Genomic DNA, 24,876 nt, shown 5'->3' with positions numbered 1-24,876 from the left:
CTCAGTTCCTGCGGTGGCCGATCAGCCGGGGCTTGGGCTCCAGGCCGGACAGCCCGTTCCAGGAGAGGTTGACCAGATGCGCGGCGACCTCGGCCTTCTTCGGCTTCTGGGCGTCCAGCCACCACTGCCCGGTGAGCGCGACCATGCCGACCAGTGCCTGCGCGTACATCGGGGCCAGCTTGGGGTCGAAGCCGCGCTGCTTGAACTCCATCCCCAGAATGTCTTCCACCTGGGTGGCGATGTCGCTGATCAGCGAGGCGAAGGTGCCGGTCGACTGCGCGACCGGGGAGTCGCGTACGAGGATCCGGAAGCCGTCGGTGAACTGCTCGATGTAGTCCAGGAGGGCGAAGGCGGCCTGCTCCAGCAGTTCGCGCGGATGCCCGCCGGTGAGGGCCCCGGTGACCATGTCCAGCAGCTGGCGCATCTCGCGGTCCACGACGACGGCGTAGAGGCCCTCCTTGCCGCCGAAGTGCTCGTACACGACGGGCTTGGACACCCCCGCTTTGTGCGCGATCTCCTCGACGGAGGTGGCCTCGAAGCCGCGTTCGGCGAAGAGCGTGCGCCCCACGTCGAGAAGCTGCTCGCGGCGCTCCTTGCCCGTCATGCGCACCCGGCGGGTACGCCGGGACGACGTGCCCTCGCTCCCTCTGCTGCTACTGCTGCCGTCACTCACCCGTCAATCATGCCGCTTCGCTGACACTTTCCTTACGCCGGTCCGCGATACGGTCAGCGGTCGGCCAGCGCACGTCCGTGGCCCAGCCGAGCATCTCGAACCAGCGGATGATGCGGGCGCTGGAGTCGATCTGGCCGCGCAGCACACCGTGCCGGGCGCTGGTCGGATCGGCGTGGTGGAGGTTGTGCCAGGACTCGCCGCAGGACAGGACGGCCAGCCACCAGACGTTGCCGGACTTGTCGCGGGAGCGGAAGGGGCGCTTGCCGACCGCGTGGCAGATCGAGTTGATCGACCACGTGACGTGGTGCAGCAGCGCGACACGCACCAGGGAACCCCAGAAGAAGGCGGTGGCGGCGCCCGTCCAGTCCATCGTGACCAGGCCGCCGACGAGCGGCGGCAGTGCCAGCGAGACGGTCGTCCAGAGCCAGAAGTCGCGGCTGACGCGACGGATCGCCGGGTCCTTGACCAGGTCCGGGGCGTACTTCTGCTGCGAGGTCTGCTCCTCGTTGAAGAGCCAGCCCATGTGCGCCCACCACAGGCCCTTCAGCAGGGCCGGCAGGGTCTCCCCGTAGCGCCACGGGCTGTGCGGGTCGCCCTCGGCGTCGGAGAACCTGTGGTGCTTGCGGTGGTCGGCGACCCAGCGCACGACCGGACCCTCGACGGCCATGGAGCCCGCGATCGCCAGGGCGATCTTGAGCGGGCGGTTGGCCTTGAACGAGCCGTGGGTGAAGTGGCGGTGGAAGCCGATGGTGACGCCGTGGCAGCCCAGGAAGTACATCCCGACCATCAGGCCGAGGTCGAGCCAGCTCAAGCCCCAGCCCCACGCGAACGGGATCGCCGCGACGAGCGCGAGGAAGGGGATGCCGATGAAGAGCCCGAGGGTGATCTGCTCGAGTGACTGCTTCCTGTCCGCGCCGAGGGTGGCGCGGGGCAGCGAGGCGTCGTCGCCGGGCCCGGGTTCCGGGGACTCGGTGATCACGTCGGTCTGTGTGGTCATGGGGGTCCCTCACGATGTCGGGGAGCTACGCAACCGTAACCTACGGTGCCGTAGCTCCGGCAACTCCAAGTGACGGCCGAACCGAGCGCGCGTGTCGGACGGAATACGGCTCTCGGCACGTGTACCCGCGATCGGGGAGGGAGAAGTGCCGATCTTTGTCGTCGCATTGGGGGGCCCGGTGCGGCATAGTGGGGGAGGCCGAACGGGCACCCCGACAGAGGTGTCCGGTACGACGGCATGTGCCATCCGCTGTGGTGTAACGGCAGCACTAAGGGTTTTGGTCCCTTAAGTCCGGGTTCGAATCCTGGCAGCGGAGCGCCTCTACGGGATCACCCCTGCTTTCGCGACCCTTCCGCGTCACCGGCGCGTTACGCCCCGGTATCCTGCGGGTGTCTGTCACCCCACGCCGAGGAGCCCGTTCCGTGAGCGCCCACCGCCCGGCTGCCGTCATCGTCCTTGCCGCGGGTGAGGGCACCCGCATGAAGTCGGCAACCCCCAAAGTCCTGCACGCGATCAGTGGCCGCTCCCTGGTGGGGCATGTCGTCGCCGCCGCGCACGCCCTGGAACCCGAGCACCTGCTCGTCGTCGTCGGTCACGCCCGCGACCGGGTGACGGCGCACCTCGGCGAGATCGACCCGTCGATCCGCACCGCGGTCCAGCACGAGCAGAACGGCACGGGCCACGCGGTCCGCGTCGGGCTCGCGGAACTCCCCGAGCTCAGCGGCACGGTGGTGATCGCCGCCGGCGACACCCCGCTGCTCACCCCCGACACCCTGCGCGCCCTGGTCGCCGCTCACGCAGCCGACGCCAACGCGGTGACCGTGCTGACCGCCGAGGTCCCCGACCCGACGGGCTACGGCCGCATCGTGCGCGGCGACGACGGCTCGGTACTGGCGATCGTGGAGCAGAAGGACGCGAGCGTCGAGCAGCGCTCCATCTGCGAGATCAACTCCGGGGTGTTCGCGTTCGACGCGGCACTGCTGGCCGAGACCCTGGCCAAGGTGACCACCGACAACGCCCAGGGCGAGGAGTACCTGACCGACACCCTCGGCATCCTGCGCGAGGCCGGCCACCGTGTCGGCGCCTCCGTCGCCGCCGACCACCGCGAGATCGCCGGGATCAACAACCGCGTGCAGCTCGCCGAGGCGCGCCGCCTCCTCAACGACCGCCTGCTGGAACGGGCGATGCTCGCAGGCGCGACGATCATGGACCCGGCCTCCACGTGGGTGGACGTCACGGTGGAGTTCGAGCCCGACACGGTCGTGCTGCCGAACACCCAGCTGTACGGAGCCACCCGGCTCGCCGCGGGCGCCGAGGTCGGCCCCAACTGCACCCTGACCGACACCGTGGTCGGCCCCGGCGCCCGCGTGGTCAACGCGGTCTGCGACGGCGCCGAGATCGGCGAGGCGGCCAGCGTGGGCCCGTTCGCCTACCTGCGCCCCGGCACGCGGCTCGGCCTGAAGTCCAAGGCGGGCACGTATGTGGAGATGAAGAACGCCACGGTCGGCGAGGGCACCAAGGTGCCGCACCTGTCGTACGTCGGCGACGCGACCATCGGCGAGTACAGCAACATCGGCGCGGCCAGCGTCTTCGTCAACTACGACGGTCAGACCAAGCACCACACCACCATCGGCTCCCACTGCCGCACCGGCTCGGACAACATGTTCGTGGCGCCCGTCACAGTCGGGGACGGCGCCTACACCGCCGCGGGCTCGGTCATCACCAAGGACGTGCCCGCCGGTTCGCTGGCCGTCGCACGCGGCCAGCAGCGCAACATCGAGGGCTGGGTGGCCCGGAAGCGCCCGGGCAGCGCCGCGGCGCACGCCGCGGAACGCGCCCAGCAGGACGAGCAGAACGTCTAGCGGGACGTCCGGCAGGACCCGGGGCGGGCGGAAGAGGCACTTCTCACGTGCGCGGGTGCCTTCAGCAGCGCGTACCGTGTGAGGTGCACACAATTCCGCCGGCTAGCCGACCGTGGGCGAAGCTGCGTTGAACATCGAGGAGACGGTGCAGTGACCGGGATCAAGACGACCGGTGAGAAGAAGCTGATGCTCTTCTCCGGCCGCGCACACCCCGAGCTTGCGGAGGAGGTGGCACGCGAGCTGGGCGTGTCCCTCGTGCCGACCAAGGCCTTCGACTTCGCGAACGGTGAGATCTACGTCCGTTTCGAGGAGTCGGCACGCGGCTCGGACGCCTTCGTCATCCAGAGCCACACCGCCCCCATCAACAAGTGGATCATGGAGCAACTGATCATGATCGACGCGCTGAAGCGGGCCTCCGCCAAGCGCATCACCGTGGTCGTGCCCTTCTACGGCTACGCCCGGCAGGACAAGAAGCACCGCGGCCGCGAGCCCATCTCGGCGCGGCTCATCGCGGACGTGCTCAAGACCGCCGGTGCCGACCGCATCCTCACGGTCGACCTGCACACCGACCAGATCCAGGGCTTCTTCGACGGGCCGGTGGACCACCTGTTCGCGCTTCCGCTGCTGGCCGACTACGTGGGCGCCAAGGTCGACCGCTCCAAGCTCACCGTGGTCTCCCCCGACGCCGGCCGCGTCCGGGTGGCCGACCGCTGGTGCGACCGGCTCGGCGCGCCGCTGGCGATCGTCCACAAGCGGCGCGACCCGGACGTCGCCAACCAGGTCACCGTGCACGAGGTCGTCGGTGATGTGCGCGGCCGCATCTGCGTCCTGGTGGACGACATGATCGACACCGGTGGCACCATCTGCGCCGCGGCGGACGCCCTGTTCGCCAACGGCGCGGAGGACGTCATCGTGACCGCCACGCACGGTGTGCTCTCCGGCCCGGCCGCGGACCGGCTGAAGAACTCCCAGGTCAGCGAATTCGTCTTCACGGACACCCTGCCGACACCGGGCGAGCTGGAACTGGACAAGATCACGGTGCTGTCGATCGCGCCGACCCTCGCCAACGCGGTCCGCGAGGTCTTCGAGGACGGTTCCGTGACGAGCCTCTTCGAGGACTCGCACTGACCACGCGCTGATCGATTTCCGGGGCGGCCTCCCCGCCGGGTAGACTCACCGAGTTGCTCGGCGAGGGAGGCCGTTCCGCTTCGGCGGCGGACTCCGTTATCGGCGCGCTCCTCGCAAGTGGAACGGCCCGTCGTGGGCTGGGCGACCAGACAGAAGTTTCGTCGTCACTACGAGGAGTGTGATTCCCATGTCCGAGGTGAAGATCGCCGCCCAGCTGCGCACCGAGTTCGGCAAGGGCGCTGCCCGCCGCACCCGCCGCGCGAACCAGGTTCCCGGTGTCATCTACGGCCACGGCCAGGCGCCCAAGCACGTCTCCCTGCCGGGTCACGAGCTGCTGCTCGCCCTGCGCACCCCGAACGTCCTGATCAGCCTGGACATCGAGGGCGAGGGCAAGGAGCTGGTGATCCCCAAGGCCGTGACGCGCAACCCGCTGCGGGGCTACCTGGAGCACGTCGACCTGCTCACGGTCAAGCGCGGCGAGAAGGTCACCGTCGAGATCGTGGTCAGCACCGAGGGCGAGCTCGCCCCCGGCGGCAACCTGCTGGAGCACGTGCTCAACGCGCTGCCGGTCGAGGCCGAGGCGACCCACATCCCCGACGGCGTCACCGTCTCCGTCCAGGGCCTGGAGGCCGGTACCTCCATCCTCGCCAAGGACATCCCGCTCCCCAAGGGCACCACCCTGGCCGTCGACGGGGACACCGTCGTCCTGCAGGTCGTCGCCGCCCAGGTCGAGGCCCCCGCCGAGGGTGAGGACGGCGAGGCCGCCGAGGGCGCCTCCGCCGAGTAACCAGCGGCACGCAGAACGCTTTTCACGACCGCCGTCCCACTCCGTCAGGAGTGGGACGGCGGTCCTGTTGAATGGACGCCATGAGCATGAGCGCAGCGGAAAGCGCCCCCGAGGGGCCCTGGCTGGTGGCCGGACTGGGCAACCCCGGACCGGAGTACACCGGCAACCGGCACAACATCGGCTTCATGGTGGCCGATCTGCTCGCCGACCGGATCGGCGGGCGCTTCAAGACCCACAAGAGCCGCTCGCAGGTGGTGGAGGGACGCGTCAGCGGGCACCGGGTGGTCCTGGCCAAGCCGATGACGTTCATGAACCTCTCGGGCGGGCCGGTGACCGCGCTGCGCGACTTCTACAAGGTGCCGCTCGGCAACATCATCGCCGTCCACGACGAACTGGACATCGACTACCCGACGCTGCGGCTGAAGAAGGGCGGCGGCGACAACGGGCACAACGGCCTGAAGTCGATCACCAAGTCGCTCGGTCCTGACTATCTGCGGGTGCGCTGCGGCATCGGACGCCCGCCGGGGCGGATGCAGGTGGCGGACTTCGTGCTCAAGGACTTCTCCGGCACCGAGCGCAAGGAGCTCGACTGGTTCGTGGACCGGGCGGCCGACGCCGTGGAGGCGCTGATCTGCGAGGGCCTGGAGCGGGCGCAGGGCACGTACAACAGCTGAACCACCTGCGAGGTTGACCCAGGGCCAGGCGATGGCCAAGGATCGCCCGCATGGCCAAACGGAGTCTTGCCCGCCGCACTGCCGAGAGCACGTGGGGTCTGCTGCTGGTCGCGCGGATCGTGGTGCTGAGCGCACTGGTCCTGCTGATCCTGGCGGCCGGGGTGTGGACCTCGTGGAAGACCGCGCAGCACGCGATGCTCACCAAGGGGCGCGAGCGGGGGACGATGACGGTCTCCGCCTGCGCCGCCGACACCTGCACGGGGCCCTTCGCGCCGGAGGGCCTCGGCTCCATCCGGGCGAAAGTGACGATCGACAAGGCGGTCACGCACCGTGTCGGCGAGCGGATCCCCGTCGCCGTCGAGCCCGGCACCGACACGGTGGTGCGCGTCGGCACGGCCGGCGTGCTGCACACCTGGATCCCGTTCGGGGGCGCCCTGTTGCTGGCGGCACTCGTGCTGGCGGGCGGGCTGCGGTGGAACCGCACCGCCTGGGTGGCGGGAATCGCCGGGGTGGCGCTGCTGGGGGCGGCGTTCCTCACGCTGTAGGCCCGCCGCCCCGCCCCCGCCCTCCGGTCCGTTCGGATCCCGGATCGCCCGGGCCAGGTCAGGCCGGGTCGGGCTCCAGGAACTCCAGGCGGTTGCCGACCGGGTCCTCCGAGTAGAAGCGGCGGTGGCCCGGCAGGTCGTGGTCCCAGACGACCGTGGCGCCCCGGGACTCCAGCAGTTCCGCGTACCCGCCGATGCCCCGCACCCGCAGGCCCGGGTGGGCCTTGCGCGCGGGGCGGAAGTCCTTCTCCACCCCGATGTGCACCTGGGCGGTGCCGGAGCTGAACCAGCATCCGCCGCGACCGGCCGGCACGGGCGGCTTGGGCACCTCGGTCATGCCGAGGACGCCGGCGTAGTACGAACGCAGTCGCTCCTCGGAGCCTGGCGGGGCGGCGAGCTGGACGTGGTCGAGCGCGGCTATCACGGGGATCACCGGGCCTTTCGTGCGATGGCGAAGATCCGCCGGAACGGGAAGACGGTGCCGTGCGGACCCGGGGGGTAGGCCTTGCGCAGCAGATCGCGGTACTGGCCGAGGAACTCCTTGGCGGCCGCGGGGTCGTCGGCGAGTTCGGTGAGAACCGGCCGTAGGGCGGTGCCCTTGGTCCACTCCAGGACCGGGTCCTCGCCCTGGAGCAGCTGGACGTAGGTGGTCTCCCAGACGTCGACGTCCACGTCGATGTCCGGGATGTCGATGAGGCGTTCCAGGTAGGCGGCGGGTTCGAGGATGTGGACGTAACGGCGGCCGTGGCCGTCACCGAGCCGGTGGCGCCAGGCAGGGGAGTCGCACAGCTCGCCCAGCAGCGCGTGGCTGGGGGAGGTGAAGTTGCCCGGCACCTGGAAGGCGAGCACCCCGCCGGGCACCAGGTGCCCGGTCCACTCGGGGAAGCGTTCGGCGTGGCCCTCGACCCATTGGAGGGCGGCGTTGGAGACGATCAGGTCGTAGTCCTCGCCGGGCACCCAGTGCTCGGCGTCCGCGGCCCTGAAGTCCAGGCTGCCGCCCCCGGGCGTGGGTCCCGCGTGGGCCTGCGCGGCCTCCAGCATCTCGGCGGAGCTGTCGAAGCCGGTGATCCGCGCGGCGGGCCAGCGGTCCGCGAGCAGGGCCGTGACGTTGCCGGGGCCGCAGCCGATGTCGGCGATGCGCGGGGACGGGCCGGGGAGCTCCGGTATCCGGGCCAGGAGGTCGTGGAAGGGACGGGTCCTGTGGGTGGAATGCCGGAGGTACTGCTGCGGGTCCCACGATGCTGCTGGCATGTCTCGCGCTCCCTGGCGAAAGTTGGATCTCTTCCTGCCGCCGACCTTGCCCACAAGGTTGCGGACCTAATCTCTTGATGTCAAGAGACTTCACGTCGACAGAACCACTACACTGATCCCCATGGAGGACGAGGTCGACCGGCTGGTCGCGGCGTGGCGCCGGGAGCGCCCCGACCTCGACGTCGAACCGCTCGAGGTGCTCAGCCGGGTCAGCCGGCTCGCGCGGCACCTGGACCGGGCCCGCCGTCTGGCGTTCTCCGAGCACGGCCTGGAGCCCTGGGAGTTCGACGTCCTCACGTCGCTGCGCCGCGCGGGCGCGCCCTATCAGCTCTCCCCCGGACAACTGCTCACCCAGACGCTCGTGACGTCCGGGACGATGACCAACCGCATCGACCGGCTCACCAAGAAGGGTCTGGTGGAACGACTCCCCGACCCCTCGGACCGGCGCGGTGTCCTCGTGCGGCTCACCCCGGAGGGCCGGGACCGGGCCGACCAGGCCCTGGCAGGGCTGCTGGCGCAGGAACGAGCCATCCTCGGCGAACTCTCCGGCCGGCAGCGCGGGGAACTCGCTGATCTTCTGCGTCAGTTGACCGCGCCCTTCGACAACATCCCGAGCTGAGGCCGATTACCCGGCGTAATCGGCCAGGGAAGATCACAAACGGCCACGCTCTGCCACCGGTTGCGCACCCAAAGTGGCAGATTTAGCGTGATCTACGTGAACGCCGCATAAAGGCCCGGATGGCCACCTTTGCGGCTGCCGGCGCACCCGAGCACCGGCGCCATTTTTTGGAAGGCGCCGAGCCGCGCCGGCTTCCATTCCCTGGACCCTGTCGGGTCCCGCTCCACCTTGGAGATGCAGATGACTCTGCACACCCGCGCAAGCAAGATGGCCGCGACAGCGGTGACCGGCGCCTTGGCCGGCACCCTTGCCTTCGGCACGATGGGCACCGCGTTCGCCGACGAGATGGCTGCACCCGGCGCGCCGAAGGCCGCACCGGCTCCCTCGGGGAACACGGAGAGCGTGGGGGCCGGTGAGGACCTCCCGGACCTGTCCGGTGAGATCGCGTCCGCATCGGCGGACCTCCCCAACAGCGCCTTCTACCAGGGCCGTGTCATCGCCCGTATCGGTCTCCGCGTCCGCAGCGGCCCGGGCACGCAGTTCAGCTCGGTGGGCGTGCTCCCGTACAACGCTCTGGTCTCGATTGTCTGCAAGACCAATGGCCAGGACATCAGTGGGAACCCGCGTTGGTACCGCCTGGCCCAGAACCTCTACGCATGGTCGGCGGGCCGCTACATCGCCAACGTCGGCCCGTCGCCGCGCGTCTGCAACGCCAGTGAACTCAGCGGTGGCGGTGGCGGTGGCGGTGGCGGTGGCGGCGGCGGTATCGGCGGTGGCGGCATCGGCGGCATCGGCGGTGGCGGCATCGGCGGTATCGGCGGTGGCGGCATCGGTGGGGGCGGCGGCTGCTACGGCGGCGGCGGAGGTGGCCGTGACGACGGCCGCGGAGGCGGTGGCGGTCGCGGCGGTGAAGGCGGCGGCCGTGGCGGTGAAGGCGGCGGCCGTGGCGGCGAGGGCGGCGGCCGCGGTGGCGGCGGCGGCAACGGTGGTGGCGGCGGCGGTGGCGGCGGTAGCCGTGGCTTCAGCGTGAGTGACTACGGCGACAACGGCGGCCGTGGCGGTGAAGGCGGAGGCCGCGGTGGCAACGGCGGAGGCGGGGGCCGCGGTGGCGAAGGCGGCGGCAGCAACTACGGCGGCGGCGGAGGCGGCTGCGGCGGTGGCGGCGGCGGCCGCGACGACGGCCGCGGTGGCGGCGGCGGCAACTACGGCGACGGCGGAGGCCGTGGCGGCGACGGAGGCGGTCGCGGTGGCGACGGCGGAGGCCGTGGCGGCGACGGAGGCGGTCGCGGTGGCGACGGCGGAGGCCGTGGCGGCGACGGAGGCGGTCGCGGTGGCGACGGCGGAGGCCGTGGCGGCGACGGAGGCGGTCGCGGTGGCGACGGCGGAGGCCGTAGCGGCGACGGCGGCGGTCGCTAGGACATCGCGATGATCCGGCGGCCCGTCCTCCCGGTTCCGGGGAGGGCGGGCCGCCGTCGCGTCATGCCGGGGCCGCCGAGCCCACCCGGCCGCCGTCGCCCTCCACCGGGGGCACCCCCGCCCGCCGGGCCAGCGCCACGGCGGCCAGCGTCGAGTGCACGCCCAACTTGCCCAGCACGTTCTGCATATGGGTGCGGACCGTGTGCGGGGACAGATACAGCCGTTCGGCCACCGCCTTGCGGCCCAGCCCCGCCACCATGCAGCGCAGGACCTCCTGTTCGCGCGGGGTGAGCGACTCCACCAGCTGTTCGCTCTCGGTGCGGTGGCGGCGGGCGGCGGTCAACTCCCGCAGCACGCCCGTGAGCAGGGCGGGCGGCAGATGCGTCTCGTCCCGCAGCACCCCGCGCATGACGGCCAGCAGCCGGGACAGCGAGCAGTCCTTGGCCACCCAGCCCGACGCACCGGCCTGCAACGCGCGGGCGGCACGGCGGGCGTCGTCACGCTCCGCGAGCACCACCGTGCGGGTGGCGGGGTGTTCGCTCCTGACGCGTTCCACCAGGGCGATGCCGTCCACACCGGGCGGCGTGCCGCCGGATGTGGCGAAGGCGGAGGATCCGCCGGCGTCCACGGCGTTCAACGTGCGCACGCCCGCGGCGCTCACGGCACCCGCCGCGCCCGCGGCCGACCCGAGGTCGGCGTCCACCAGCAGTACGTCGTAGCGGCGGCCGTCCGCCGCCGCGCGTTCGAGGCAGCGGTGGGCGGCCGCTCCGCTGCCGGCCGCCGACACGTCCACATCGGGTTCCGCGGCCAAGGCCGCGGCAAGCGACTCGGCGAAGATGCGGTGGTCGTCCACGACGAGAACACGAATTCGTCCCACGGGCCCCACTCCCGGCATTAGGCGTTCCCCCCAACGGACGAGGTTGAGGTGCACTGAGGCCCGGCACCTGGAGCGGACGCCGCATGCCGCCGGGCTAGCCGTCGTCCTCCGCCAGGTGCCGAACCCTTGTGTCTCGCCCCCTGATGCCGCCGGCCCCCACCGGCGCTGTTCAAGAGCGTAGGGGCAGGAGCAGACAAAGGCGCCCGAATGGAAAAACTGGGCGGGCGGAGTTGCCGTCCCGCTTCCGCGGGTGTGACCCCCGGTGCGCGGCGTGGCCCGTGCGCCGGGGGTCGCTCCGCTACGAGAGCCGCCGCGCGCCCGCGGAGGGCACCGCCGTGAAGACGCGGGGCTCGCGGTAGCCCGCGTCGGCGAAGGCGGCCACGACCGACTCGGCGACCTTCTCCGCGGCCGCCTCCTCGACCAGCACGATGGCCGAGCCGCCGAACCCGCCGCCCGTCATGCGGGCGCCGAGCGCCCCGGCCCCGGTGCCCGCGGAGACCACGAGGTCGAGTTCGGGGCAGGAGACGCGGAAGTCGTCGCGGAGCGAGGCGTGCCCCTCGGTCAGCACGGGACCGATGGCGCGGGCATTGCCCGCCTCCAGCAGTTCGACGACCCGCTCCACGCGGCGGTCCTCGGTCACCACGTGCCGTACCAGCGGGAGCAGTTCGGGCTCGCCGGCCAGCTGCTCCAGGGCCGCGTCGAGACCGTCGACCGGGATGTCGCGCAGCGCCTCGACGCCCAGCACGGCCGCCGCCCGCTCGCAGCCGGCCCGGCGCTTGCCGTACTCGCCCTCGCTGTGGGCGTGCGTGACCCGGGTGTCGACGACGAGCAGCCGCAGGCCCTGCGCCGCCATGTCGAACGGGATCTGACGCTGCGCCAGGTCACGGGTGTCCAGCCACAGCGCGTGGCCCTCGGTGCAGCACGCCGAGGCCGTCTGGTCCATGATCCCGGTGGGAGCGCCCACGTAGACGTTCTCGGCGCGCTGGCACAGCCGGGCCAGCCGCCAGGGCTCCAGTCCCAGCCCGTACAGCTCGTTGAGCGCGACGGCCGTCACCACCTCCAGCGCCGCCGACGACGACAGCCCCGCGCCGGTCGGAACGGTGCTCTCGAAGTGGATGTCGGCGCCGGTGATCACATGGCCGGCGTCGCGCAGCGCCCACACCACCCCTGCGGGGTAGTCGGCCCAGCCCGCGCCGCCACCGGGCTCCAGTTCGTCCACGTGGAGCTCGACCACGCCGCCGTCGATGTCGGGCGACGCGCTGTGCAGCCGCAGCCGTCCGTCGGCGCGGCGGGCGACCGCCGCGACGGTGGTGTGCGGCAGCGCGAAGGGCATCACGAAGCCGTCGTTGTAATCGGTGTGCTCGCCGATGAGGTTGACCCGCCCGGGGGCGGCCCACACGCCCTCGGGCCCGGTGCCGTACGTCGCTTGGAAGGCGTCCGCTGTCACTGTCGCTCTACTCCCGGTTCTGCAGGGCCTGCGTGAAGGTCCAGGCGTCGCGGACGATCTCCGCGAGGTCGGTGCGCGAGGGCCGCCAGCCCAGCCGCTCCTTGGCGCGCTCGGCGGAGGCGACGAGGACCGCGGGGTCGCCGGCCCGGCGCGGGGCGACGACCTCGGGGACGGGGTGGCCGGTGACCTGCCGGACGGTCTCGACGACCTCGCGCACCGAGAAGCCGTTGCCGTTGCCCAGGTTGCAGATCAGGTGCTCGCCCGGGGTGGCGGCGTCGACGGCGAGCAGGTGCGCCTCGGCGAGGTCGGCGACGTGGATGTAGTCGCGGATGCAGGTGCCGTCGGGCGTCGGGTAGTCGTCGCCGAAGACCGAGATGGCCTCGCGGCGGCCCTGGGCCACCTGCAGGACCAGCGGGATCAGGTGCGACTCGGGGTCGTGCCGCTCGCCGAACTCCCCGTAGGCGCCCGCCACGTTGAAGTAGCGCAGGGACACCGCGGCCAGGCCGTGCGCCACCGCCTCGCTGGTGATCATGTGGTCGACGGCGAGCTTGGACGCGCCGTACGGGTTGGTCGGCAGGGTCGGGTCGTCCTCGGTGATGGGGACGGACTTCGGCTCGCCGTAGGTGGCCGCGGTGGAGGAGAAGACCAGCCGGCGCACCCCCGCCTCGCGCATGGCGCCCAGCAGTTCCAGGGTGCCCGCGACGTTGTTGCGCCAGTACTTCTCCGGGTTGACCACGGACTCGCCGACCTGGGAGCTGGCCGCGAAGTGCAGGACGGCGTCGTACGAGGCGTCGAGCACCTTGCCGGCGTCCTGTACGCGGCCCTCGACGAACTCGGCGCCGCCGGGCACGCCGGCCCGGAAGCCGGTGGACAGGTCGTCCAGCACGGTCACCCGGTGCCCGGCCTCCAGCAGGTGGGCCGCCACGACGCTGCCGACGTAACCGGCACCGCCGGTCACCAGGACCTTCTTCCCGCCGGTCTGGGCCGCACGGGAGGTCGGGGTGTTGCTCATGAGGTCTCAGCCTTTCTCGGGTCCGTCTCGGAGCAACCGTAGTGGGGACGGCCGAGGCCGTGCCGTGCGCGTGCCGTGGACGGTCTCATGCGGTGGCTACCTCGCGCAGGCGGGCCGCCGCGGCCTCCGGCGGCACGTCGTTGATGAAGACACTCATGCCGGACTCCGACCCCGCCAGGAACTTCAGCTTCCCCTTGGTGCGGCGGATCGTGAACAGCTCCAGGTGCAGCGCGAACTCCCCGCGCAGCGGACTGCTGAAGGGCGCCTGGTGCCAGCCCGAGATGTAGGGGGTCGGCGGCTCCTGCGTACCGAAGATCAGGTCGAAGCGGCGCAGCAGTTCCAGGTAGATCTTCGGGAACTCCGCCCGCGCCTCCTCGTCCAGTCCGAGCAGGTCCGGGACCCGGCGGCGCGGGTAGAGGTGCACCTCGTACGGCCAGTGGGCGGCGTAGGGGACGAAGGCGGTCCAGTGTTCACCCTCAAGGACGATCCGCGAGCCGTCCTCGCGCTCGCGTTCCACGATGTCGTCGAAGAGGTTGCGCCCGCCGGTGGCCTCGCTGTGCCGCTCCAGCGAGCGCAGCATCAGCTCGGTGCGCGGTGTGGCGAAGGGATAGCCGTAGATCTGGCCGTGCGGGTGGCCGAGGGTGACACCGATCTCCTCGCCGCGGTTCTCGAAGCAGTAGACCTGCTCGACACCGGCGAGCTGGGACAGCTCGCGGGTGCGGTCGGTCCAGGCGTCGAGCACCAGCCGCGCCCGCTCGGGGCTCAGACCCGCGAAGGACGTGTCGTGGTGGTCGGTGAAGACGACCACCTCGCAACGGCCGTGTTCCCCGGAAAGCGAGGGAAAGCGGTTCTCGAAGACGGCGACCTCGTAGTGGTCGTCGGGGATCTCGGTGAGGTGGCCTTCCCGCGTGGGACACAGCGGGCACTGGTCCGCGGGCGGGTGGTACGTGCGGGCCTGGCGGTGCGAGGCGATGGCGACGGAGTCGCCCAGCAGGTCGTCGTGACGGATCTCGGAGGCCGTGGACACCGGGTCCAGCGGGCGCCGGTCGACGGCGTCGTGCACCGCGTCGTCCGCGGTGTCGTAGTAGATCAGCTCACGCCCGTCGGCGAGCCGGGTCGATGTCTTCTTCACCTGCGGGCTCCTCACACGCACCCCAACCAACAGAACCGAACACAATGAACCACAATGAAACAGCAACGTCAACGAAAGCGGCGCCGATCACATCGCACGTGATGATCCGCGAGAACCAGGCGGTCGCTGTGGAGGGCCCGGGGTGAGGGGCTCGCCCGCACGCGCCCTGCCCGGTCCGTCCGTGGCGCCGGATGGGCGGCGTCCGTGACCATGCGGGCGTACGAGGCCTCCCGCTACGGGCGGACCTCCGTGAGGATCGGGCGCGTCGAGCCCACCAGCCAGGTGTGCTCGCGGACGGCGTCAAGGACGGCACCCGCGGCACGTCCGTGTGGGCAACGCAACACGGCGGTCAACGTCGCCAAGGCCGCCGGACCGGCGGTGACAGCCTGGTGAGCGCAGGCAGGACCAGGACTCGTCCCGGCACCGCGCAGCGCAGCGGGAACCCAGCCGACACCGCAGCCCTCAACAGCGAGCCCTCAACAGCGCGGTGGCCGGGGACCGCCCCCGTTCACGGAGGCGAGGACGTCACATCCCCTTCTCGCTGTGCGTGCGCGCGAGACGTGACGTGAGTCGGCACGGGCTCAGCCCGTCCCCTCCCCCGCCGTCCCCGGAGGAGACGCCTGCGGAGGAATCAGGGCCGCGCCCTGCGGGCGGTGCATGACGCGGTCCAGCAGTCCGGTACGGGCGGCCAGCGCGGCCGCCTCCAGCCGCGACCCGACGCCGAGCTTCATCAGCACCCGCTGCACATGCGTACGGGCGGTACTCGGCGCGATCGCCATCCCCGCGGCGATCAGCCGGGTGTCCTCCCCCTCCGCGACCCGCATCAGCACCTCGACCTCGCGCGGCGTGAGCATCTGCAGCAGCCGGGTGCCCTCGTCGTCCGGCTCCACCACGGGGTTGAGCAGTTCCGCGAAAGCGCCCTGGAGCAGGGCGGGGGCCACGGCGACCTCGCCCGCCCGAGCCTTGGCCATCGCCCGCTCGACGCCCTCGATCCGCTCGTCGTGCCGTACGTAGCCCGAGGCGCCGGCGGCGAACGCGGCGGCGATCCCCCGGGGGTTGGGCACCGGGCCCAGGATCAGCACGGCCACCCCCGGCCGCTCGCGCTTGATCCGCGCGACGGCGTCGAACGCGCCCGGCTCGGCCGGGGCGGCGGTGCCGATCAGGCACACCTCGGGTGCCCGGCTCAGGACCAGATCGGCCGCGCTCGAGGCGGGCGCGGCCGCGGCGAGCACCCGGTGCCCGCGCAGTTTCAGTGCCGAGGCGAGCGCCTCGGCCAGCAGACGGTGGTCGTCGACGACGACGAGCCGTACGCCCATGGGCGTCCCCCTCATCCCCCCATGGACCGGTGCTGGCCTGCCCACCGCGTCCAAGCCGGTCCCCCCTCACATGCCGTAGCGCGGCCACGGCCCGGCGTCCCGCGCGTGCACCCACAGTGGCCCACAGCGGGCCCGGGGTCATGCCCGGGAAGGTACACGCTTGTTCGACGCGGCGCGCCCCCAACCGGGCAGAAGCCTCCAGCAATTCCGAAATGACCGGCATTCCTGGCTGCTTCTCACCCGAAACCGCTCGTTCCGTACCGTACATACCCCGGAATCGACCACTCAGCCGAAGGCCGCGATCGCCTTGCCGGTGAGGCTGGTGTTGGCGGAGATGCTGGCGGGGTTGACGAAGAAGTGGTCCTTGTAGAGCCAGTAGTAGGAGCTGCCGTCCAGGAACTGGTTCTCCAGCTCCTTGCCGCCGGCGGGGAGTTCCATGAAGTCCGCTGTCCTGCGCGTGCCGGGGTCCAGGGCGATCAGCCGGCCCGGCTTGTCGTAGGTGTTGCGCTGGTAGGCGATGACCTTGCCGTCCCGCATGCCGACGATCTTCACCTCGCGCTCCTCGCCGGGCTCCGCCAGCCACTCGGGCTTGCCGGTCCGCAGGTCGAGCGCCGCGATCTCGTTGGTCTGCGTGTACGAGTCGCCGCTGCCGGCGTGGCTCTTGGTGGGCAGGTAGATCGTGGTGCCGTCGATCGCGAAGTTCGAGCAGTGCGCCTCGCCGTTGGGCGGGCAGGTGACCGCGTATGTGCCCTGGTAGCCGCCCGCGCCCAGGGAGACGCGGCTCTTCATCCTGCCGTCCTCGAGGTAGGCGAGGTCGGTCATCAGACCGCTCGCACCGGCCGACAGCCCGACCACGACCGGGTCGGTGGACAGGACGTTCTGCACGTCGCTGCCGGTCGGGACCTGCCAGGACCACTGCTTGCGGCCGCTCTCGCTCAGCCCCTGGACGTAAGTGTCGCCGTTGTAGCCGCCGCACTGGACGACGGCGACCAGGTGGGAACCGCCCTTGTAGCCCTTGTCGTTGCAGTCGGAACCGCTCTTCGGGGTCCACAGGACCTCGCCGGTGCCGATCCGGTAGCCGACCGAACCGCCGAGCCAGGCCAGGGCGGCGGTGTCACCGGTGACGGCGACCTGCGTGTAGTCGTGCGAGGTCTGGCCGTTCTGGTCCGGCAGTTGCCCGGCCCACAGCTTCCTGCCCTTGGCGATGTCGATCGCCATCACCTGACCGCAGTCCGTGCCGTACGTGACGACCACACGGTCCCCGGACGCCTCGCGCGAAGCCGGGCAGGACTCGCCGGACAGCGGGACCGACCAGTTCTCCTTGCCGCTGTCGATGTCGAAGGAGCGCACCGCGTCCGGCGTCGTCTTCACCACCGCGTTGCCGGTGAACCAGGCGTCCGGAATCGCCGCCAGGATCTCCGACTTGGGCGGGCGCGCCCCGTCCTTGTCCCACAGCGCCTTCGCCTGGATCACGCCGCCGCGGCCGTCCTGACCGCCGGTGCCATCGCCGCCGCGGCTCTGCGACGGAGTACCGGGTGTGTCCGGAGCGCCGCCGGAGTCGAGCAGCACGAACACACCGCCGCCGACGACGAGCACGGCCGCGACCGCCGCCGCCACGACGGCCGCCAGCTTGCCGTTGCCCCTCGGGGGCGACGGCGGTGGCGGGAACTGCGGGTAGCCGTACGGCGGGACGGGCTGGGTCGGGGCCTGCGCGTACGGGTTGGGGCCGTACGGGCCCGGTCCCGGAGGCGGCGGGACCGGGGCGGCATACGGGCCCGGCTGCGCGGGCGGGTAACCGTACTGAGGCGGCTTCGGCCCGAATCCGGGCTGGTTGCCGGGCGGGGGCGGCGGCTGCGACATCAGCGGGCACCTTTCGGGCACAAGCGTGCGAGGGCGGACGGTGACCCTCTTTGTACCACCGGTGACACACCGTTCCGAGTCCGCGCCCGGCGACCGTTACGGCACTGCTACACCCACGGCACGCACGGCCGCACCGACGGCTACGCCTCCGCCTGGTCGGCCAACTCCAGCCAGCGCATCTCCAGTTCCTCGCGCTCCGCGGCCAGCGAGCGCAGCTCCATGTCGAGTTCGGCGACCTTCTCGAAGTCGGTCGCGTTCTCGGCGATGGCGGCGTGCAGCTTCGACTCCCGCTGGCCGGCCTTGTCCAGCTGCCGCTCGATGCGCTGCAGTTCCTTCTTGGCGGCGCGGCTGTCGCCGCCGCCCTTGGGCTTGGCCGCGGCGGGCGCGGGGGCCGCGGCCTCCACCACGGCGCGACGCCGCTCCAGGTACTCGTCGATGCCGCGCGGCAGCATGCGCAGCGTCGCGTCGCCGAGCAGGGCGAAGGTGCGGTCGGTGGTCCGCTCCAGGAAGTAGCGGTCGTGGGAGATGACGACCATCGAGCCCGGCCAGCCGTCGAGCAGGTCCTCCAGCTGGGTCAGTGTCTCGATGTCCAGGTCGTTGGTGGGCTCGTCGAGGAAGAGCACGTTCGGCTCGTCCATCAGCAGCCGCAGCAGCTGGAGCCTGCGGCGCTCACCGCCGGAGAGGTCGCCGACCGGCGTCCACTGCTTCTCGTTGGTGAAACCGAACTTCTCGCACAGCTGACCCGCCGTCAGTTCCCGGCCCTTGCCGAGATCCACACGGCCGCGCACCGACTCCACGGCCTGCAGCACGCGGATCGCCGGGTCGAGTTCCGCGACCTCCTGCGAGAGATAGGCCAGGCGCACGGTCCTGCCGACCGCGACCTTGCCGGCCACGGGCTGCTTCTCGCCGTCGCTCGTGGCGGCGTCGGCCAGTGCCCGCAGCAGCGAGGTCTTGCCCGCGCCGTTGACGCCGACCAGGCCGACCCGGTCACCGGGGCCGAGCTGCCAGGTCAGATGCTTCAGCAGCACCTTGGGACCGGCCTGCACGGTCACGTTCTCCAGGTCGAAGACCGTCTTGCCCAGCCGGGTCGTGGCGAACTTCATCAGCTCGGCGTTGTCGCGCGGCGGCGGCACGTCGGCGATGAGCTCGTTGGCCGCCTCGATGCGGAAGCGCGGCTTGCTGGTGCGCGCCGGGGCGCCGCGGCGCAGCCACGCCAGCTCCTTGCGCATCAGGTTCTGCCGCTTGACCTCCTCGGTCGCGGCGATCCGCTCGCGCTCGGCACGGGCGAAGACGTAGTCGCTGTAGCCGCCCTCGTAGTCGTGGACGTCACCGCGCTGCACGTCCCACATCCGCGTGCAGACCTGGTCCAGGAACCAGCGGTCGTGGGTGACGCACACCAGCGCCGAACGGCGCACCCGCAGGTGGCCCGCGAGCCACGAGATGCCCTCGACGTCCAGATGGTTGGTGGGCTCGTCGAGTACGACCAGGTCCTGCTCGGCGATCAGCAGCTTCGCCAGCGCGATACGGCGGCGCTCGCCGCCGGAGAGCGGCGCGATCACCGTATCCAGGCCCTGCGGGAAGCCGGGCAGGTCCAGCCCGCCGAACAGGCCGGTCAGCACGTCCCGGATCTTCGCGTCCCCGGCCCAGTCGTGGTCGGGCCGGTCCCCGATCACCTCGTGGCGGACGGTCGCCGCCGGGTCCAGGCTGTCGTGCTGGGTCAGCACGCCCAGCCGCAGCCCGGAGGTGTGGGTCACGCGCCCGCTGTCCGGGCCCTCCAGCTTGGCCAGCATCCGGATCAGGGTCGTCTTGCCGTCCCCGTTGCGGCCGACGACGCCGATGCGGTCGCCCTCCGATACGCCGAGCGAGATCCCGTCCAGCAGGGTACGGGTGCCATACACCTTGCTGACGGACTCGACGTTGACCAGATTGACGGCCATGGGACTCCTGTCGATACGGAAGAACGACCTCCCAGAGTAGTGCTGCCGCATGTCACCCCGGATACGCCCATCGAGCTCAAGCGCCCTCCCGCACGCCGCGGCCGCCCACTCCCCGCCCCTGGCGGCCGAATTCGGCATGTCCGGCACAGTACGCAGCCGCTGGTCTGTACAGTTTCCCCATGGAGACGTATCCGCTCGTCGAAGCCCGCAACCAGCTCGGGCAGCTCGTCGGCCGAGTCCGGCACGGGCACGAACACATCCTCATCAGCGAATACGGCAAACCCGCCGCCGCCCTGATCCCGATAAGCGAACTGGAGGAACTCCAGCGCCTACGTGACGCGGCGGACGCGACAGAAGGAGCCGCCCGAGAAGCGGCTCCCACCGGCCCCTCGATGACACATGACGCATTCATGGCCGCGCTGGAGGACGAGGACCGCGAAGCGGAGGCCTCGTGACCCGTACAGTCGTGTGGCAGCACCAGGCCATGGACGAATTCCGGCGTCTACGCCGCCTCGACCCGGTCGGTGCCAAGGCGTGCGCGGCCGCCGTTCGTGATCTGGTCGCGGATCCACGTCCCGCGGCGGCACGACAGTTGGGGGAATCCGGCTACTGGCGGCTGCCGGCGGGGGATTGGCGCGTCCTGTACCGGCCGGACGCCGAGACCGTCACCGTGATCGTCCTCAAGGCCGGCCGCGTGAGATGAGGCCCGCTCACCGCGGGGTGCGGCCCGCGCGTTCGACGAGGGCCCAGCCCGCGGCGGCCATGAGGATCGCGGCCGGGGCGGTGAGGCGGACGGCGATCAGGACGGCGGAGTGCCCGTCGAGGAGGCCTCCGAAGCCGACCGTGGACAGGCCGAGGACGCCGAGGAGGGCGAGGGCGACGCCCAGCGCGGCGCCGGGGGCGGCGAGCCGGCCGGGAGCCGCCGGCGGACGCGGGGCGGGCGGGCGTTCGGCCCGGCGGAAGACCGCGACCAGGGCCGCGGTCAGCGCCGCCGCCGCGGCGATCCGCAGCGGCACCTGGGCCCACCACGCGGCGGACGCCGGTACGGGCAGGTCCCGGCCGAGGGCGATCAGCGCGCCGTAGACCGCGAGCATGGCCGTGAGGTGCCACAGGAAGGCGGTCATGGCGATGCCGTTCGCGGCCACCACGCCCCGCCACACCCGCGGCCGCCGCAGCCACCGCCCGGCGGGGCCGCGTAGCAGCTCGACGGCGCCGACCAGCCACGCACCGTGGCAGAGCAGCGCCAGCGTGGGCGGCGCCATGTTGGAGATCCGCTCGCCGGGCATCCCGACCATGGACAGCGGGTACGGGCCGAGGGCCACCAGCGCCGCAGCCGCCACCAGTCCGCCCGCCGCCATCACAGCCGGCGCCGCGGGCCGGCGCAGCCTGCCGTCCGCCCGCAGGAAGCCCAGCTGGTGCACCGCCAGCCACACGAAGGCGAAGTTCAGGAACGGCACGAACGGCACCCCCGCGGCGAAGCGCAGCACGTCCACCACCGCGGCCGCGCCGCACAGGGCCGCGAACGCGCCCCATCCGTACCGGTCGTGCAGCCGCAGCAGCGGCGGCGTGAAGGCCGCCATCCCGAGGTGGACCCCGATGAACCACAGGGGCTGCGCCACCAGCCGCGCCGCGGCGTCCGGCACGGGCAGCAGCAGTGCCGCCGCGCCCCAGGCGACGGTGAAGACCGCCGTCGGCAGCAGCAGCCGGCGCAGCCGGGCGCGCAGGAACGCCGCGTAGCCGCCGCCCGCGCGCACCACCGAGCGGTACGACAGCGCGTGCGAGAAGCCCCCGACGAAGAAGAAGACCGGCATGACCTGGAGCACCCAGGTCAGCGGCTGGAGTGCGGGGCGTACGGCCAGCAGGTTGCCGACCTCGATGCCGCCGCCGTCACGGGTGCTCACCGCGGCCATCAGCCAGTGCCCCAGCACGACCGTGGCCAGCGACGCCACCCTCAGGAAGTCCACGTACCGGTCCCGGCTCGCGGGCGTGGCCGCGGCCAGTGCCGCGGCGTTCGTCTCCACCATGCCGCCACGATCCCGCCGGGCGGCCGGGGCCCGGCAGCGCCGGACTACTCAACTCCCTTACCGGAAGGCTGAGTACGCGTACCTACGGCTGCCGGACGACGGTCGCGCCCTCGGCCGGGCCGGTGGTGACGCGCACCTCGCGGCAGGTGCCGGAGGCGGTGAGCGCGGCGGCGACGGCCCGCGCGGACTCGGCGTCCTTGGCGAGGAAGGCACACGTGGGACCGGAGCCGGAGACGAGGCCGGCCAGCGCCCCCGCCTCGGTGCCGGCGGCCAAGGTGGCCGCGAGGGAGGGGCGCAGGGACACCGCGGCGGCCTGGAGATCGTTGGCGAGCGAGGCGGCCAGCGCGACGGGGTCGCCGGTGCGCAGCGCGTCCAGCAGGGCCGGGGCTGGCTCGGGGTCCGGCACCGCGGCGTCGCCGCGCAGGCGGTCGCACTCGCGGTAGACGGCCGGGGTCGACAGGCCGCCGTCGGCGACCGCGAAGACCCAGTGGAAGGCGCCGCCGACCGGCAGCGCGGTGAGCAGCTCGCCGCGGCCCCGGCCGAGGGCGGCGCCGCCGACCAGACTGAACGGCACGTCGCTGCCGAGCTCCGCGCAGATCTCCAGCAGTTCCTCGCGGCCGGCCCCGGTGCCCCACAGCGCGTCGCACGCCAGCAGGGCGGCGGCGGCGTCGGCGCTGCCGCCCGCCATGCCGCCCGCGACGGGGATGTCCTTGCGGATGTGGATGTGCACGTCCGGCGTCACGCCCTCGCGCCGTGCGGCCAGCGCGGTCGCCGCGCGGGCGGCGAGGTTGCTCGCGTCGGCCGGCACCTGGTCCGCGTCGCGGCCCTCGACGGTGATCCGGAGCTCGCCGGCCGGGGTGACGGTGACCTCGTCGTACAGGCCCACGGCCAGGAAGACGTTGGCCAGGTCGTGGAAACCGTCCGGACGCGGACCGCCCACCGCGAGCTGGACGTTGACCTTGGCGGGGACGCGGACGGTCACGGATCGGCTGGTCACGGGCGTGGTTCTCCTCGGGGAACGGGTCGGGACCGCACGGCGGCGGCCCCATTGTGCCTTCTGCTACCGCTGGACGCCCTGCTCGGCGATCGCCGCGAACTCCTCCACCGTCAGCGACTCCCCGCGGGCCTGCGGCGACACTCCGGCGGCCACCAGGGCCTCCTCGGCGGCGGCCGCCGAGCCCGCCCACCCGGACAGGGCGGCCCGCAGGGTCTTGCGGCGCTGCGCGAACGCGGCGTCCACGACGGCGAAGACCTGCTGGCGGGTCGCGGTCGTCCTCAGCGGCTCGGTGCGGCGCACGAGCGAGACGAGACCGGAGTCAACGTTCGGCGCGGGCCAGAACACCGTGCGGCCGATCGCGCCGGCCCGCTTGACCTCGGCGTACCAGGCGGCCTTGACCGACGGCACGCCGTACACCTTGGAGCCGGGGCTCGCGGCGAGGCGGTCGGCGACCTCCGCCTGCACCATCACCAGCGAGCGGTCGATGGTGGGGAAGGTGGCGAGCATGTGCAGCAGCACCGGCACGGCCACGTTGTACGGCAGGTTCGCCACCAGCGCGGTCGGCGGCGGCCCCGGCAGCTCCGCCACGCGCAGCGCGTCGCTGTGCACCAGCGTGAAGCGGTCCGCGCGGCCGGGCAGGCGGTCGGCGACGGTGCCAGGGAGCGCCGCGGCCAGCACGTCGTCGATCTCCACGGCGGTCACGCGGTCGGCGGCCTCCAGCAGCGCCAGCGTCAGCGAGCCCAGGCCCGGCCCGACCTCCACCACCACATCCTGCGGACGCACGTCCGCGGTCCGGACGATACGGCGGACGGTGTTGGCGTCGATCACGAAGTTCTGCCCGCGTTGCTTGGTCGGGCGCACGCCCAGCCTCGCGGCCAGCGCCCTCACGTCCCCGGGCCCCAGCAGCGCGTCGTCCTGATGATCGGTTCGGTCGGTCTCGCTCACCGCTCCAGGGTATCCGCGCCCCACCCCCGGGCCTGACGGCCCGCCCGACCAGGTCCTTCCCCGCACAGCCCGCGTCAGCGGTACAGCTTGCGGCCGCACACCGGCCAAGGCGTGGCGCCCCGCTGGATGTAGAGGCGCTTGGCGCGGTAGGTCTGCTCCTTGGCGGGAGCGTCCTGGGGGCGGCCGCTGCCGCCGAGGGCGTGCCAGGTGCGGCGGTCGAACTGGTAGAGGCCGCCGTAGGTGCCGCTGGAGTCGACGGCGGTGGGGCGGCCGCCTGCCTCGCACTTGCCCAGGGCCCGCCAGTTGAGGTGGTCGGTGCCCTTGACGGACTCGGGCAGGCGCTTGGTGCCGACGCGGACGATCTCATGGACCGGTTCGCGTACCAGCTCCTCGGCGATGGGCTCGGGTTTCTGGCGGACGCCGTTGATCGTGCGGTAGGCGTACGTGACGCGCCGGAGTCCGTTGCGGCCCCGGGCGTCGACGGCGGTGGTGCCCTCGAAGAGCTCGGGGTCGTCGCGCCGCAGGACCTCGTAGGGGACCGGCTGCTCGCGGGTCTCCTCGCGGCCGCGGATGCGCATGACGGAGATGGTCTGGCCGTCCCGGGGGAAGCTGTCGGAGGCGGCGGAGGTGGTGTCCTCGCCGCTCAGCCGGATGCCCGCGTCGCGCACGGCCTCGCCGATGGTGGCGGCGTTGGTCTGGACGGTGCGTTCCTTGCCGTCCACGAGGAACGTCAGCTGCCGCTCCGTGCGCACGTCCAGGGCCAGGCCGCGGCGCCCGATCGGCTCGGAGCGCGAGGTGGAGACATACGCGCCGTCAGCGCGCACGCCGAGCCGGCCCAGGGCCTCGTCGACGGTGCGGGCGGTGGTCCACATCCGCTTCGGGCGGCCGTCCAGGGTGAGCGTGACGGGGCGGCCGTAGCGGACGGCGACGCTGTCCCCGTCGCGCAGCTCGGCTTGCCGGCCGGGAGCGACGATGTCGTGGTCGCCGACCCGGACGCCCTGCCGGCGCAGCAGCTCGCCGACGTCTCCCGCGTAGGTGTGCAGGGTGCGCACCTGGCCGTCGACGGAGAGCTGGACCGCCTTGCCGCCCGTCACGTAGGCGCCGGTGCCGCCCGCGAGCACGGCGACGACCAGCGCGCGCGGCAGCAGCCTGGCCAGCACGTCGGGACGCTCGGCCGCGCGCCGCCTGCGGGCCTCCGCACGTGCGGCGATGCGCGCGGCCGCGCGGCCGCCCACGGCGGGCGCCGGGCGCTGCAGGGGCAGCCCGCTGTCGTACAGCCCGGCTTCGGCATACGAATGACTCACGACGTACCTCCGGCGGTCCGGTCGGAACCGAACCGGGACCATAGCCGACATTCGTCGCGATCCGTGGCTGCGC

At 72.3% G+C, this 24,876-nt stretch carries 26 protein-coding genes, 1 tRNA gene and 1 pseudogene; 12 read left to right on the top strand and 16 right to left on the bottom strand.

What is annotated here, in order from left to right:
• Position 1: 1 nt before the first annotated feature.
• Both RV983_RS21815 and RV983_RS21810 read right to left on the bottom strand, forming a co-directional pair.
• On the bottom strand, positions 2 to 604 hold the full coding sequence (locus RV983_RS21815; RefSeq protein WP_475990413.1) for a TetR family transcriptional regulator: 603 nt from the start codon (positions 602 to 604) through the stop codon (positions 2 to 4).
• Between the two features lie 76 nt (positions 605 to 680).
• The gene (locus RV983_RS21810) at positions 681 to 1,670 is read right to left on the bottom strand and encodes an acyl-CoA desaturase (RefSeq protein WP_475987427.1); all 990 of its coding nucleotides are present in this window, start codon (positions 1,668 to 1,670) and stop codon (positions 681 to 683) included.
• Between the two features lie 245 nt (positions 1,671 to 1,915).
• Here RV983_RS21810 and RV983_RS21805 point away from each other — a divergent pair.
• The 6 genes from RV983_RS21805 (at position 1,916) to RV983_RS21780 (ending at position 6,666) form a co-directional block, all read left to right on the top strand.
• Positions 1,916 to 1,986, top strand: a tRNA-Gln gene (locus RV983_RS21805).
• A gap of 106 nt (positions 1,987 to 2,092) precedes the next feature.
• Entirely contained in the window at positions 2,093 to 3,532 is a 1,440-nt protein-coding gene (glmU, locus tag RV983_RS21800; protein ID WP_475987426.1) for a bifunctional UDP-N-acetylglucosamine diphosphorylase/glucosamine-1-phosphate N-acetyltransferase GlmU, read from the top strand.
• Between the two features lie 150 nt (positions 3,533 to 3,682).
• A complete protein-coding gene (locus RV983_RS21795; RefSeq protein WP_475987425.1) occupies positions 3,683 to 4,660 on the top strand; it encodes a ribose-phosphate diphosphokinase in 978 nt (325 codons plus the stop codon).
• Positions 4,661 to 4,847: 187 nt separating this feature from the next.
• Positions 4,848 to 5,447, top strand: coding sequence for a 50S ribosomal protein L25/general stress protein Ctc (locus RV983_RS21790; protein WP_475987424.1), 600 nt, complete (start codon positions 4,848 to 4,850; stop codon positions 5,445 to 5,447).
• Between the two features lie 71 nt (positions 5,448 to 5,518).
• The gene (pth, locus tag RV983_RS21785; protein WP_475987423.1) at positions 5,519 to 6,121 is read left to right on the top strand and encodes an aminoacyl-tRNA hydrolase; all 603 of its coding nucleotides are present in this window, start codon (positions 5,519 to 5,521) and stop codon (positions 6,119 to 6,121) included.
• Between the two features lie 50 nt (positions 6,122 to 6,171).
• A complete protein-coding gene (locus RV983_RS21780; RefSeq protein ID WP_475987422.1) occupies positions 6,172 to 6,666 on the top strand; it encodes a hypothetical protein in 495 nt (164 codons plus the stop codon).
• 58 nt (positions 6,667 to 6,724) lie between these two features.
• Here the strand turns inward: RV983_RS21780 and RV983_RS21775 are convergent, their stop codons facing one another.
• Positions 6,725 to 7,090 carry a VOC family protein gene (locus RV983_RS21775; protein ID WP_475990412.1) on the bottom strand — a complete coding sequence of 122 codons (366 nt, stop codon included), beginning with the start codon at positions 7,088 to 7,090 and terminating at the stop codon, positions 6,725 to 6,727.
• A gap of 5 nt (positions 7,091 to 7,095) precedes the next feature.
• Positions 7,096 to 7,917, bottom strand: a complete 822-nt coding sequence (locus tag RV983_RS21770; protein ID WP_475987421.1) for a trans-aconitate 2-methyltransferase — start codon at positions 7,915 to 7,917, stop codon at positions 7,096 to 7,098.
• A 121-nt stretch (positions 7,918 to 8,038) separates the two neighbouring features.
• Between RV983_RS21770 and RV983_RS21765 the strand changes: the two genes are divergently transcribed.
• Complete coding sequence (locus tag RV983_RS21765) at positions 8,039 to 8,536, top strand: MarR family winged helix-turn-helix transcriptional regulator (RefSeq protein WP_475987420.1); 498 nt, start codon at positions 8,039 to 8,041, stop codon at positions 8,534 to 8,536.
• A gap of 92 nt (positions 8,537 to 8,628) precedes the next feature.
• On the opposite strand, the gene RV983_RS21760 is transcribed toward RV983_RS21765, so the two are convergent.
• The gene (locus tag RV983_RS21760; RefSeq protein ID WP_475990588.1) at positions 8,629 to 8,931 is read right to left on the bottom strand and encodes a hypothetical protein; all 303 of its coding nucleotides are present in this window, start codon (positions 8,929 to 8,931) and stop codon (positions 8,629 to 8,631) included.
• Between RV983_RS21760 and RV983_RS21755 the strand changes: the two are divergent.
• The 3 genes and pseudogenes from RV983_RS21755 to RV983_RS21745 all read left to right on the top strand — a co-directional run.
• A pseudogene (locus tag RV983_RS21755) lies at positions 8,858 to 9,202 on the top strand (SH3 domain-containing protein); the annotation flags it as partial. The gene RV983_RS21760 and the pseudogene RV983_RS21755 sit on opposite strands and share 74 nt — an antisense overlap.
• Positions 9,203 to 9,263: 61 nt before the next feature.
• Positions 9,264 to 9,566: a hypothetical protein gene (locus RV983_RS21750; RefSeq protein WP_475990587.1), complete on the top strand. Its 303-nt coding sequence runs from the start codon at positions 9,264 to 9,266 to the stop codon at positions 9,564 to 9,566.
• Entirely contained in the window at positions 9,567 to 9,965 is a 399-nt protein-coding gene (locus RV983_RS21745) for a hypothetical protein (RefSeq protein ID WP_475990586.1), read from the top strand.
• A gap of 48 nt (positions 9,966 to 10,013) precedes the next feature.
• Here the strand turns inward: RV983_RS21745 and RV983_RS21740 are convergent, their stop codons facing one another.
• The 7 genes from RV983_RS21740 to RV983_RS21710 form a co-directional block, all read right to left on the bottom strand.
• Positions 10,014 to 10,829: a LuxR C-terminal-related transcriptional regulator gene (locus RV983_RS21740; RefSeq protein WP_475987419.1), complete on the bottom strand. Its 816-nt coding sequence runs from the start codon at positions 10,827 to 10,829 to the stop codon at positions 10,014 to 10,016.
• Between the two features lie 298 nt (positions 10,830 to 11,127).
• Positions 11,128 to 12,276: a galactokinase gene (gene galK / locus RV983_RS21735; RefSeq protein WP_475987418.1), complete on the bottom strand. Its 1,149-nt coding sequence runs from the start codon at positions 12,274 to 12,276 to the stop codon at positions 11,128 to 11,130.
• 7 nt (positions 12,277 to 12,283) lie between these two features.
• A complete protein-coding gene (gene galE, locus RV983_RS21730; protein WP_475987417.1) occupies positions 12,284 to 13,288 on the bottom strand; it encodes a UDP-glucose 4-epimerase GalE in 1,005 nt (334 codons plus the stop codon).
• Positions 13,289 to 13,373: 85 nt separating this feature from the next.
• On the bottom strand, positions 13,374 to 14,420 hold the full coding sequence (gene galT / locus RV983_RS21725) for a galactose-1-phosphate uridylyltransferase (protein WP_475987416.1): 1,047 nt from the start codon (positions 14,418 to 14,420) through the stop codon (positions 13,374 to 13,376).
• 581 nt (positions 14,421 to 15,001) lie between these two features.
• Positions 15,002 to 15,736, bottom strand: coding sequence for a response regulator transcription factor (locus RV983_RS21720; protein WP_475987415.1), 735 nt, complete (start codon positions 15,734 to 15,736; stop codon positions 15,002 to 15,004).
• Positions 15,737 to 16,021: 285 nt separating this feature from the next.
• Complete coding sequence (locus RV983_RS21715) at positions 16,022 to 17,596, bottom strand: outer membrane protein assembly factor BamB family protein (protein WP_475987414.1); 1,575 nt, start codon at positions 17,594 to 17,596, stop codon at positions 16,022 to 16,024.
• Between the two features lie 140 nt (positions 17,597 to 17,736).
• Complete coding sequence (locus tag RV983_RS21710) at positions 17,737 to 19,533, bottom strand: ABC-F family ATP-binding cassette domain-containing protein (RefSeq protein WP_475987413.1); 1,797 nt, start codon at positions 19,531 to 19,533, stop codon at positions 17,737 to 17,739.
• Positions 19,534 to 19,712: 179 nt separating this feature from the next.
• On the opposite strand from RV983_RS21710, the gene RV983_RS21705 reads away from it, so the two are divergent.
• Entirely contained in the window at positions 19,713 to 19,988 is a 276-nt protein-coding gene (locus tag RV983_RS21705; protein WP_475987412.1) for a type II toxin-antitoxin system Phd/YefM family antitoxin, read from the top strand.
• Positions 19,985 to 20,236: a type II toxin-antitoxin system RelE family toxin gene (locus tag RV983_RS21700; RefSeq protein WP_475987411.1), complete on the top strand. Its 252-nt coding sequence runs from the start codon at positions 19,985 to 19,987 to the stop codon at positions 20,234 to 20,236. The genes RV983_RS21705 and RV983_RS21700 overlap by 4 nt, the downstream gene beginning before the upstream one ends.
• A 7-nt stretch (positions 20,237 to 20,243) precedes the next feature.
• Here RV983_RS21700 and RV983_RS21695 read toward each other — a convergent pair whose 3' ends face one another.
• From RV983_RS21695 to RV983_RS21680, 4 genes are all read right to left on the bottom strand, one after another.
• Entirely contained in the window at positions 20,244 to 21,557 is a 1,314-nt protein-coding gene (locus tag RV983_RS21695) for an acyltransferase family protein (protein WP_475987410.1), read from the bottom strand.
• An 82-nt stretch (positions 21,558 to 21,639) separates the two neighbouring features.
• The gene (locus RV983_RS21690; protein WP_475987409.1) at positions 21,640 to 22,554 is read right to left on the bottom strand and encodes a 4-(cytidine 5'-diphospho)-2-C-methyl-D-erythritol kinase; all 915 of its coding nucleotides are present in this window, start codon (positions 22,552 to 22,554) and stop codon (positions 21,640 to 21,642) included.
• Between the two features lie 63 nt (positions 22,555 to 22,617).
• Complete coding sequence (gene rsmA, locus RV983_RS21685; protein ID WP_475987408.1) at positions 22,618 to 23,499, bottom strand: 16S rRNA (adenine(1518)-N(6)/adenine(1519)-N(6))-dimethyltransferase RsmA; 882 nt, start codon at positions 23,497 to 23,499, stop codon at positions 22,618 to 22,620.
• Positions 23,500 to 23,573: 74 nt separating this feature from the next.
• Positions 23,574 to 24,854, bottom strand: coding sequence for a ubiquitin-like domain-containing protein (locus RV983_RS21680; protein WP_475987407.1), 1,281 nt, complete (start codon positions 24,852 to 24,854; stop codon positions 23,574 to 23,576).
• Between the last annotated feature and the right edge of the window lie 22 nt (positions 24,855 to 24,876).

It is taken from the genome of Streptomyces sp. RLA123, from assembly GCF_056270165.1.
The sequence above is the reverse complement of the archived record's forward strand: the minus strand, read 5'-3'. Positions and strand labels throughout refer to the sequence as shown.